General features: G+C 43.8%; 9 protein-coding genes. 4 read left to right on the top strand and 5 right to left on the bottom strand.

The features are described from left to right. The first annotated feature begins 154 nt into the window (after positions 1 to 154). Positions 155 to 1,702, top strand: a complete 1,548-nt coding sequence (locus tag ACED46_RS00090; protein WP_017062156.1) for a SulP family inorganic anion transporter — start codon at positions 155 to 157, stop codon at positions 1,700 to 1,702. Positions 1,703 to 1,816: 114 nt separating this feature from the next. On the opposite strand, the gene ACED46_RS00085 is transcribed toward ACED46_RS00090, so the two are convergent. Beyond that, positions 1,817 to 2,266 (bottom strand): low molecular weight protein-tyrosine-phosphatase, encoded by a 450-nt coding sequence (locus ACED46_RS00085; RefSeq protein ID WP_017067202.1) that lies wholly within the window; start codon positions 2,264 to 2,266, stop codon positions 1,817 to 1,819. Between the two features lie 84 nt (positions 2,267 to 2,350). On the opposite strand from ACED46_RS00085, the gene cobO reads away from it, so the two are divergent. Beyond that, positions 2,351 to 2,956, top strand: coding sequence for a cob(I)yrinic acid a,c-diamide adenosyltransferase (gene cobO / locus ACED46_RS00080; RefSeq protein ID WP_017062158.1), 606 nt, complete (start codon positions 2,351 to 2,353; stop codon positions 2,954 to 2,956). Between the two features lie 223 nt (positions 2,957 to 3,179). Here cobO and ACED46_RS00075 read toward each other — a convergent pair whose 3' ends face one another. From ACED46_RS00075 to apbC, 3 genes are all read right to left on the bottom strand, one after another. After that, complete coding sequence (locus ACED46_RS00075; protein ID WP_102427874.1) at positions 3,180 to 5,318, bottom strand: AsmA family protein; 2,139 nt, start codon at positions 5,316 to 5,318, stop codon at positions 3,180 to 3,182. A gap of 106 nt (positions 5,319 to 5,424) precedes the next feature. Next, the gene (udk, locus tag ACED46_RS00070; RefSeq protein ID WP_004734002.1) at positions 5,425 to 6,066 is read right to left on the bottom strand and encodes a uridine kinase; all 642 of its coding nucleotides are present in this window, start codon (positions 6,064 to 6,066) and stop codon (positions 5,425 to 5,427) included. A gap of 276 nt (positions 6,067 to 6,342) precedes the next feature. Further along, on the bottom strand, positions 6,343 to 7,419 hold the full coding sequence (gene apbC / locus ACED46_RS00065) for an iron-sulfur cluster carrier protein ApbC (RefSeq protein WP_017063474.1): 1,077 nt from the start codon (positions 7,417 to 7,419) through the stop codon (positions 6,343 to 6,345). A 157-nt stretch (positions 7,420 to 7,576) separates the two neighbouring features. Here apbC and metG point away from each other — a divergent pair, with 157 nt between their 5' ends. Then, positions 7,577 to 9,637 carry a methionine--tRNA ligase gene (metG, locus tag ACED46_RS00060; RefSeq protein ID WP_017062160.1) on the top strand — a complete coding sequence of 687 codons (2,061 nt, stop codon included), beginning with the start codon at positions 7,577 to 7,579 and terminating at the stop codon, positions 9,635 to 9,637. Between the two features lie 221 nt (positions 9,638 to 9,858). Continuing rightward, a complete protein-coding gene (locus ACED46_RS00055; RefSeq protein WP_016783812.1) occupies positions 9,859 to 10,338 on the top strand; it encodes a DUF1456 family protein in 480 nt (159 codons plus the stop codon). 194 nt (positions 10,339 to 10,532) lie between these two features. Here ACED46_RS00055 and fadR read toward each other — a convergent pair whose 3' ends face one another. Next, complete coding sequence (fadR, locus tag ACED46_RS00050) at positions 10,533 to 11,372, bottom strand: fatty acid metabolism transcriptional regulator FadR (protein ID WP_017062161.1); 840 nt, start codon at positions 11,370 to 11,372, stop codon at positions 10,533 to 10,535. Positions 11,373 to 11,817 lie beyond the last annotated feature (445 nt).

Here is an 11,817-nt window from a genome sequence, read left to right as displayed (position 1 = left end):
AAAGTTAGGTTCAACCTTGAACTTAATCACATTTTTGGGTAGCATTCGCGCACTTATCTTTTCGACACTTCGCTATTGCCGCTCTTTTCCATCACTGTTTGGCTACGCAATACACCCGTGTCGGTAAATCCATCTTAAGCATAGCTGAGCAAACATGTTCGAATTCCCACAATTTTCAAAGCACTCTGTAAAGAATGACGTGCTTTCAGGTCTTACAGTAGCCCTGGCTCTGGTACCTGAAGCTGTAGCATTCGCCTTTGTTGCTGGCGTTGACCCAATGGTTGGTCTTTATGCAGCATTCATCGTAGGTTTAATCACTTCTGTCTTTGGCGGCCGTCCAGGTATGATTTCTGGCGCAACCGGCGCAATGGCCGTTGTAATGGTGAGCCTAGTGGCAACCCATGGTGTTCAATACCTATTCGCAGCCGTTATGCTGGCTGGCCTTCTGCAAATTGCAGCAGGTGTATTTAAACTAGGTAAATTTATCCGTATCGTTCCACACCCAGTAATGATTGGTTTCGTGAACGGTTTGGCCATTGTTATCTTCCTAGCTCAACTTGGTCAATTTAAAGCGCCAGACGTAACAGGTGCGTTGACTTGGTTACCAAGCGGTCAAATGACACTAATGCTAGGTCTAGTAGCCCTTACAATGGCTATCATCCACTTCCTACCTAAGCTAACAACAGCAGTACCATCTTCATTAGTTGCTATTGTTACAGTAACGGCTTTGGTTGTGGGTCTTGACCTTGAAACTCGCACTGTTGTCGACTTCCTACGTACAATGTCTGGTGACGAAGCTGCTACGCTAGCGGGCTCTCTTCCAACATTCTCAATTCCTGCTGTTCCGTTTTCTTTAGATACACTACAGATCATCCTGCCTTACGCAATTATCCTTGCGGCTATCGGCCTGATTGAATCTCTGCTGACACTGACAGTACTAGATGAAATGACAAACACTCGTGGTCAATCTAACCGTGAATGTGTTGGTCAAGGTATGGCTAACGTAACGTGTTCTGTATTCGGTGCGATGGGTGGTTGTGCGATGATCGGTCAATCGATGATCAACGTAAACTCAGGTGGTCGTGGTCGTCTTTCAGGTATCGTCGCCGCAGTTGCACTACTGATGTTCATCCTGTTCGGTTCTGCACTGATTGAAATGATTCCTCTAGCAGCACTTGTGGGCGTAATGTTCATGGTTGTTATCGGCACATTTGAATGGGCAACCTTCAAGCTTGCGCGTCGCGTTCCTAAACAAGACTTCTTCGTTATCGTTCTTGTTACCGTAGTAACAGTACTGACTGATCTTGCTGTGGCAGTAGGTGTTGGTGTTGTCGCTTCTGCGCTAATGTTTGCTTGGCAACATGCTAAACACATCTACGCAGATACATCAGTAAACGCTGAAGGCTCAAAAGAGTACAAAGTTAACGGCCCAATCTTCTTTGGTTCAACGGCTAACTTCCTAGAGTTGTTTGACGCATACAACGATCCACAAGATGTAATCGTTGATTTCGCAAACTCACGCGTGACTGACCACTCTGCAATTGAAGCGATCGACACGATTGCTGACCGTTACGCGGCGCTAGGTAAAACACTTCACCTTCGCCACCTAAGCCAAGACTGTGTTGCTATGCTGCACAAAGCAGGTAGCTTAGTTGAAGCGAACGTTGCAGAAGACCCAATCTACAAAGTAATGTCTAAGTAATCTTAGCTGTAGCTTTAAGTTAGATTTAGAGAGGCCGACATTCAATGTCGGCCTTTTTTATACCTATCGGTCAGCCCTTACGCTGATAACAAAACGACGTACATTGTTCCTACACTACATCGAACGCAGTATCGCTTCGCTAGACTCTTCGATTAAATCCAACACCAATTCAAAACCATTTCCCTCACCATAATACGGATCGGGGATCTCTTGATATTGTGACTCTCCAAAACTCAAAAATAATGCGAGCTTGTATTGGAGGTGAACTGGACATTGGCTCATTAAGTCGTCTAAATTCGCCCTATCGGCCGCGAGTATCAGGTCAAATTCTTCGAAGTCATTATCTACCACTTTACGAGAAGTAATCCCCTTAAAGCTGTAGCCTCGCTTCTCTCCTGCAGATTTGGATCGCGAGTCTGGCGGGTTGCCTTGATGAAAACCAATCGTCCCCGCAGAGTCGACCACAACATCAATATCCAGCTGTTGCGCTTTCTTCCTTAGCACCGCTTCACCTGTTGGCGAGCGGCAAATATTCCCCATACAAACTACGAGTATCTTTTTCATCCCTAATCACCTGTTCTTCCGATGGTTTTTGCTATCGTTAAGTTAGGCTATGATAGACGCAATCACAACTTAAAAGGATTTGTTATGTCGACTGAAGACAACAAAGAACAACGCCACAAAGCAAGACAACAGAAAGTAAAAGAACAAGTCGATGCACGTGTCGCTGCAGCACAAGAAGTAAAAGGCCTATTGCTGGTCATCACGGGTAACGGTAAAGGTAAATCAACATCCGGTTTTGGTACGATTACACGTGCCGTTGGTCATGGTAAGAAATGCGCCGTTGCTCAGTTTGTTAAAGGTACCTGGGATAACGGCGAAAAAAACGTTCTGCAAAAGCTTGATGTCGAGTTCCAAGTCATGGGCACAGGCTTTACTTGGGAAACTCAGAACAAAGCGCAAGATATTGAAGCTGCGCAGCGTGTATGGAAAGAGTGCCAACGCATGCTGGCTGATGAGTCGATCGATGTGATTCTGTTTGATGAACTGACTTACATGGTTAGCTACGGTTACATCGAACTCGATGAAGTGGTTGAGGCGTTGAATAACCGCCCGAAGATGCAGTCTGTCATCATTACAGGTCGTGGCGCGCACCGTACTCTTACTGAGATAGCAGATACAGTATCTGAAGTTCGCAATGTGAAACACGCTTTTGAATCTGGTGTTAAAGCGCTACAAGGCGTTGACTGGTAATCACCTTCAACCAGAGATCCCCGACTCGGTCATTCTTCCCTCTCGAGGATGACGACCACTAGGCCGTTACGCTCTTGAACAAAGGACGACGGCCTATCGTCATTCCCTAGAGCGAGGGACGAGTGTCATAGGGAATCTCTCTTGAGTATTATCGAGCCAAAAATAAAAAGCGCCATTCCTACAACAGGAGTGGCGCTTTGTTCATTTTTAAATGAGATGAAGACTAGTTAAACAAACCTTTTAGTAGACCGTTTACTGCGTCTCTTGTTTTCTCATCTTTGATCTTGTCACCGTACTTTTCGTCTAACTTTTCTAAACCACGATCAATTTCTTTCTGTGCTTTCTGTTTCAATACATCATCAAAAACAAGTGCAAATTTCGGGGCTGCCCACTGACCTGTTACCTTAATTGGGATAGTCACATCTTTCAGGTCGTCGATGCTCTTACCGCCCTGACCTTCAAGTGAACCCACAATTGATGTACGCACAAGGAAGTCGACCGTTTCATTGATGAAGTTTGCTTTACCTTGACCTGTCACACGTAACAGTGGCGACTGTGCTGATAAGTCGTTAGTTGAAACCCAACCTTTATCCACTTTCAGCGTCGCTTTCATTGCACTGAAGTCCGTTTTTTGAGCTTCATTTGTGCTTTCAACTTTCTCGCCCTTGATCTTAGCGTAGTTTTCTCGAATCAGTTGAGCTACGTTGATGCCGTTAACTGCACCATCTTCAAAGTTAATCGCGATAGTACCGACTAGGTTTTTCTTGATACCCGTCGGAGTTAGACTCTTACCTTTCACGTTGACATCAATATTACCGGTACCTTCCAGCATATCGTTATCTGCAACATCAACCAGTAACGGTTGTACTTTCACGCCTTTGATTTTCTTCTTAGCCGTGTAAGTCGCTGGTGTTTTACGAGCGTCTAACTTTGCAGTAGCAGAAATAGAACCTTGGTAAAGATTCGAGGTGAATGAGGTTAGCTCTGCGATACCACGGTTAACCGAAAATGCGGTTTTAACATTCTGCATCTTCGCGTTGTTCGCCTTGAACTTATCAATCGTGATGTCACCTTTCACGTCTAACGTTTTCAGAGCCGACAGATCAGGTTCCACTTCTTTAGCTGGATCTGAACTACCAGAACTTGACGTTGAACCACCAGCAGAACCAGAAGGCGCTGTGCTCGCTGTTTCTGTTGTATTGCCTAAGCCTAAGAATTCATCTAAATCAATATTCGGGCTATGAAGAGAGAAACGAACCTTTGGTATTTCAGATAGGATTACGTCTGCTTTACCGTCTAATGCAATAGCGTTAGCTTGTAGCTTCTCTAACACAAAGCTCAGGTGGCTCTTGTTAAGATCGAAGCTTAAGTCAGACAGCATGTCGACTTTCATTGGAGACTGAGGAAGCGTGTCGCCTTTGAATGTTGAGTCTAACGTTAACTTGTTCAGCGTTACTTTTGAAATCGCGCTATCAACAGTAAGTTCACCGCCACCTTTAAGATCAAGGTCAAGGCCAGCTGCATTACCGATTACAGCGTAAGTCAGTTGGTTTACCTTATCGAACTCAAACGTATTCAAGCCAATTTTTGCTGACTCAATCGACGTCGCTGGATCATTGAACTTAGCGTTTAAGTCGATATTACGAAGTGCGTAACTTGCAAAGCCTTCAGCTAATTTGAATTCTGCACTGCCTTGTGCAGAGAACTTCTGTTGATTGTTCTCACCAGAAGCCGCAAATGTCGCGGTTGTCCATGTATCAACGGCAAACTCAGAAAGATTCAAAGACACATCGTATAGCTTAGTGAATGAACCCGCTTGCTTGTCGTCCATTTCAAACAATGCGTTTGATACAGTTACGCCTGCAAGGTTGATCGTCCAACCCGATGCGTCTGTGGTAGTTTGCTCTTGAGGGGCAGGCGCTGATTCAGAACTTGTGCCTGCTGCAGGCTCAGATTCTTGAGGCGCTGACGCTTGCGTTAGTGCATCAATGTTCTTGCGACCATCTTTAAGCGTTTCTAAATAGAATTCTGCACCATCTAGAGTAATGTTGCCGATCTCTAGTTGGTTGCTAAATAGCGGAGTAACCGAAACGTCAACGCCAACGGTATCAACCTTAAATAGGTTAGGTTGCGTAAAACCTTCAGGGTTGCGTAATTCAGTTTGACCAAGTTCAAAGCCAATGGATGGGAAGAATTGCCAGCTGATATCACCCTCGATCACTAGCTCTAGGCCTGTGTGTTTTTGGGCTTGCTCGACAATTAATGGCTTAAATTGGTTGGGATTCACTAACAGCACTAGTGCCAGAATTGCTGCAACGACAACAAACACTGGTACAGCTATGAAAATGAGTAGTTTCTTCATCCGCATATTCCTTGCTTAGATTCCAAAAGAAAGTGGCACTATAAAAGTGCCACTGATTCGGTAAAAAATAAAGCTAAGTGAGTCACTTAGGCAAAATTTTATTCGATTAAGACTTCAACAACTTCGCAATGTGCGCTTTTAGCACATCAATCGCAATACGGTTTTTACCACCACGAGGAACGATGATGTCTGCATGTTGTTTTGAAGGCTCGATAAACTGCATGAACATTGGACGTACTGTTTCTTGGTATTGCTTAAGTACAGTGTCCATTGTACGACCACGCTCTTCTACATCACGCTTAACACGGCGTAATAGACAGATGTCTAATGGTGTATCCATAAACACACTTGCGTGCATTAGTTTACGAAGACGCGGGTCTGTTAGAAGCAGAATACCCTCTAAAATGATCACTTTCTTTGGAGTAAGTGTAGTCGTTTCAGAAGTACGTGTGTGCTCTGTGTAGCTGTATTCAGGAACTTCTACGGCGTTGCCACTCATTAGCTGCTGTAGATGTTCACATAAAAGATCATGATCTAGTGCATTTGGGTGATCGTAGTTAGTTTTAACACGCTCTTCCATACTCAAGTGGCTTTGGTCGCTGTAATAGCAATCTTCCGTGATAACACCAATTTGATGGTCGCCTACTTTTTCGCGCAATTCATTATAAATTGTACTAGCAATCAGACTTTTTCCTGAAGCTGAAGCGCCAGCGATACCTACGATGACACATTGATTATTATCAGACATTAATTTTGCACCCGATATGGTTTGGTGGTGGGAAGAGATAAACCGCCTGATTATAGGGGCTAAAGCACATAGATTCTAGTCGCCATTTTAGCTAATTGCAGTCAAATTGATGATATCAATGCATTTAATGAATGCAATCGTTTGCTTTCAAATAACTTGCCTACAACTATTTGCACAAGCCCAATGGATATTGACTTAAATCCACCGCTGTTTATCTAATCCAAACTATATTTAAACGACTTTGTGATTAACTTGCGCTATTCAACCATAGATTCGTTATTCAACCATAGAGAAGTTAATCGCTTCTGGTCTCGCCTTGCCGGTCCAGAACATCTTCGCAGCCACATTCTCTGCAAGCTCTAAGTAGTGACGTGTATGTTCACTATCTGGACGACGAATCACCGTCGGGCAACCTGCATCGATATCTTCTCGCACATCAATATGAAGAGGGATCTGTGCCAAAATATCGAGGTAAAACTCTTCTGACATAGCTTCGGCACCACCAACACCAAAGATATGCTCTTTCTCACCACAGTGACTACAAATATGATAGCTCATGTTTTCAACTAAGCCTGCGACTGGCACACTCACCTTATCAAACATCGCTACGCCTTTACGTGCATCCGCTAGCGCCAAATCTTGAGGAGTGGTCACCACTACAGCCCCGGTCACTGGGATCTGTTGCGATAACGTCAGCTGAATATCGCCCGTGCCCGGTGGCATATCAATAACTAGATAATCCAACTCTGGCCATACGGTTTCGTTAACAAGCTGACCTAAAGCCTTGGCCGCCATTGGACCGCGCCAAATCGCAGCGTCATCTTTCGACACAAGATAACCGATAGAGTGAGTGAAAATACCGTGCGCTTCGATTGGCATCATCCACTTGTTATTCTGGACTTCTGGTTTCGCATCTAATTGGCCAAGCATCATAGGTACAGAAGGACCATAGATATCCGCATCCAACAAACCCACTTTTGAACCAGACTTAGATAAAGCCAAAGCAAGGTTGACTGAAGTGGTCGATTTACCCACCCCACCCTTTGCAGATGTCACGGCGATGATGTTCTTCACCCCCTTCAATGGTGTCGCAACCGTGGTTTCTAACGCAGACGGCTTCACCTTCACTTCAAACTGAAAAGCGCTAACAAGCTGTTGTTCAATCTGAGAGTGAATCCACTGTTCCAATTCAACCGCAAGCTGATTAGCGGCAAAAGGTAAGGTGATAACAAATGATCCACGCGGATCAACCGATACAATATTTTGGTGTAGCGCCCACTCTGGGATGAGGATTGGTGACTCGAACTCATTCAACCATGAACAGAAATCTTGCTTAGAAGTAAAGTTACGCATTGGGACTCCTTTTTTTATTTATGCTATCACCCACGAGATGAAGACTGAACCCCTAAAAAACTAGGGGAATCCTTAGTCTGATACCTTGGCGTATCACACGTTATAAAGTAGTATTACCTCTCAAATTTATACCTATCAAAAAAGCGAATTATTAAGTATGGCAACTGATCCAAGACAACTTTTGGTAACTTGTGCGCTTCCGTACGCTAACGGCTCTATTCACCTTGGCCATATGCTTGAGCATATCCAAGCTGATATCTGGGTTCGATACCAGCGTCTACGTGGCAACACTGTAAACTTCATCTGTGCTGACGATGCTCACGGCACGCCAATTATGCTTAAAGCTCAACAGATGGGTATCACGCCAGAAGAGATGATCGCTGCTGTTAGTGAAGAGCACCAAAAAGACTTCGCTGGCTTTGATATCAGCTTTGATAACTACCACAGCACACACAGCGAAGAGAACCGTGAACTGGCTTCTCACATCTACTTAGAACTTAAAAAGAACGGCTTCATTTCTAGCCGCACTATTTCTCAGCTTTTCGATCCTGAGAAAGAGATGTTCCTACCAGACCGCTTCGTAAAAGGTACTTGCCCTAAGTGTAAGTCAGAAGACCAGTATGGTGATAACTGTGATAACTGTGGTGAGACATACAGCCCAACTGAGCTAATTAACCCTAAATCAGCGGTTTCTGGCGCAACTCCAGTAATGAAAGACTCTGAGCACTTCTTCTTCGACCTACCTCAGTTCGAAAGCATGCTTAAAGAGTGGACTCGTTCTGGCTCTCTACAGAATGAAACTGCAAACAAAATGCAGGAATGGTTTGAGTCTGGTCTGCAACAGTGGGATATCTCACGTGATGCACCTTACTTCGGCTTTGAAATCCCAGGCGAAAAAGACAAGTTCTTCTACGTATGGCTAGACGCACCTGTTGGCTACATGGCTTCTTTCAAGAACCTATGTGACAAACGTGACGATCTAAACTTCGATGAATACTGGAAGAAAGACAGCACAACTGAGCTTTACCACTTCATCGGTAAAGACATTGTTTACTTCCACAGCCTATTCTGGCCAGCAATGCTAGACGGCGCAGGTTTCCGTAAGCCAAACAACGTATTCGTACACGGCTACGTAACAGTGAACGGTGCGAAGATGTCTAAGTCGAAAGGCACATTCATCAAAGCAAGCACGTACCTAAACCACCTAGACCCTGAGTGTCTACGTTACTACTACGCTGCTAAACTAAACAGCCGCATCGATGACTTAGATCTTAACCTTGAAGACTTCACTCAACGTGTAAACGCTGACGTAGTAAACAAGATTGTTAACCTAGCTTCTCGTAACGCTGGCTTCATTACTAAGCGTTTTGAAGGCAAGCTAGCTGCTGAATTTGCAGAGCCTGAGCTATACAACGAATTCGTTGCTGCTGCTGAGCGTATCGGTGAGCTATACGAAACTCGTGAATTCAGCCGTGCTATCCGTGAAATCACTGCACTAGCGGATAAAGCTAACCAGTACATCGACGAAAAAGCACCTTGGGTTCTTGCAAAAGAAGAAGGCAAAGAAGCTGAGCTTCAACAAGTTTCTTCTGTAGGTATTAACCTATTCCGCGTACTGATGGCTTACCTGAAACCAGTGATGCCAGAGCTTGCAGCTCGCACTGAAGCTTTCCTAAACGAAGAGCTAACGTGGGAAGCGATTGCTACTCCGCTAACTGATCACGAGATCACTAAGTTCAAAGCGCTATTCAACCGCATTGACCCTAAGAAAGTGGAAGCAATGGTTGAGTCTTCTAAAGAAGATGCAGCCGCTGAAGCAGCAGCGAAAGAAAAAGCAGAAGCTGAAAAAGAGCAAGCAAGCCAAACTGAGCTAGACAAAGAGCCAATCGCAGACGAGATTGAGTTCGATGCCTTTGCAGCAGTAGACATGCGTATCGCTCGTATCATCTCTTGTGAAGAAGTACCAAAAGCGAACAAACTACTGAAGTTCCAACTAGACATCGGTGGTGAGACTCGCCAAGTATTCTCTGGTATCAAATCAGCATACAAACCTGAAGAGCTAGAAGGCAAGCTAACTGTAATGGTAGCAAACCTAAAACCTCGTAAGATGAAGTTTGGTATGTCTGAAGGCATGATCCTAGCAGCGGGCCCTGGCGGCAGCGACCTATGGATCCTTGAGCCACACGAAGGTGCTCAACCTGGTATGCGTGTAATGTAATTCTGACTCCAGTCAGATAACAAGCACCCATCACTAAATCCCTAATGCATTTTTGACTTGAAAGAGTTAATCAGCATTGGGGATTTTTTATATCTACCGAAAATTAGCGTTCTCTGTTAGAGTCGCCGTCAACTATGCTATGTAGAGTAGAAATTGGTTCGTCGACAAAAATAGGCTAAACCAACACCTCTTTACTCTAAAACCCTTTTTAGGAATCCCCAGTGACTAACAACGAAATCTTGCGTCGTATTCAACACGCACTAAACCTTAAAAATGCACAAATCATCAAAGCTATCGAACAAGCTGATGTGACTGTTGCTCATGACCAAGTGATTAACTGGCTAAAAGATGACAACGACAAGTCATGCTCTAAGATGAAAGATAAAGAGTTAGCGGTATTCCTAAATGGTTTCATCAACCTTAAGCGTGGCAAAAAAGAAGGCGAGCAACCTAAACCTGAAGTTGCACTGACGAACAACATGATCTTCATGAAGCTTCGTATCGCATTGAACATGAAAGCAGAAGATGTTTTGGACGTACTAGAAGTGGTTGGCATTAGCTTGAGCAAGTACGAAATCGGCGCTTACTTCCGCAAGCCAGAAAACAAAAACTACAAAGTGTGTGAAGACCAACTACTTTGCGATTTTCTAAACGGTGTGCAATTTACCAACCGTCCAGACTCAGAAGAGTTTACGGGTTAAGTTACTACTCCTAGATAAATTTTAAGTTGCTACACATAGATAAATTACTCGTCATAGGTAAGTAACTGACCCACTGATAATTTTCTAGTAACGACAGATAAATAAAAAGCGGCGAGATAATTGAATTATCTCGCCGCTTTTTCGTTTTCTTTACGTCACTGACTAAACAGGAACAACAATAGTAAACCTATGCCTTAGCTGTCGTCTTCAGTGAAGTTCGTCGGCAATGTCGTTTTCATTTCATTCCAAACTTGTGCACTTGCGATACCGTAGTTACGAATCACTAATGGCAAAGTTTCGCGCTCGCCACTTTCACAGATAATGAACAACTCTTTATAAAAGTCCATCGCTAAACGTCGTGCTTCTGGGTTAGAGAAGTAGTAGCTACCGATACGGTCATAAAGTTTACGCACACCGTTAAAGATCAGGCCGTAAATCTGGTTGCCTGAGTGGAATGCCAAACGTTGGAAAAGCATGTAATCATAGAAGTTGAAAGTCTTCGCGATTAAGATCGTCTGACGTTTCGCTTCATCTTTTTCTGAATCTTCTTTTACCGCTTGTTTGATCTTGTCAGCGTATGGCGACGATTCTAGGAACTCATCCCAAGTTGGTGCCGCAAGTAGCGCTTCACAAGATTCAATCACGTTACTGATAGTACGCTCTGAAGCTTCTTTGTTTGCTTTGAATGCATAACGCATAAAGATCGGGCTGATATTAGTACGAGCAGCAAGCAGGTCTTCTACCATTTTGCTTGCGTTATCAACGTCCAACGTCATTAGCGTATCAAGGATATGAAGACCTGAGGTTTCCATAAACTGGTTAACTTTAGTTGGTTTGCCATGTTGGATTGTCAACCAACCATCACGAGCAAGACGTTGTAGTACTTCACGAAGCGTAGTACGTGTAACACCAATCAGCTCAGAAAGCTCACGCTCTGCGGGCAAGATAGAACCTGGAGGGAAACGGCCATTCCAAATACTTTCAATGATATACTTCTCTGCAAATCCTGCCGGGCTCTTCGCCTTAATGACCATCTACACTTCAATCCAATTTAATTATTCTGTTCTAATTTACTCATCATACCACTAGTTCACACCTAGCGGAAACACCCTCAAAAATTTTACTCACCCTAAACACCGTTAGAGTTATAACTCTAAAGTTCAGCACACGTTTGCACCTCAGGTTTGTAAAGCAAGCGACTCTAAACCACCATTTAAACAAACCGTTAACACAACAATTTTTCTTTAAAATCAATGGGATTGGTCATATTTTTAAAGCTATTAATTTGCAATATTAAGTTGTAATAATCATATATAAGCCGTCGTTATTCTGTAATTTTCAATCATTTCGCTGAAATATTGATTCTAGTCGGTTTTTATCACATTTTAAGTGGTATGCTTGCGCTACTTTGATCGCGTTTCTCAACAAAAAAGAGGTATTTTTAGGGCTACAGGGCTTTTCCTGTTGACTAAATGTTAT

It is taken from the genome of Vibrio sp. 1S139 (genome assembly GCF_041439475.1).
In the GTDB taxonomy this organism is placed as follows: Bacteria; Pseudomonadota; Gammaproteobacteria; order Enterobacterales; family Vibrionaceae; genus Vibrio; species Vibrio crassostreae_C.
This window is presented reverse-complemented; position numbering and strand designations above follow the sequence as displayed.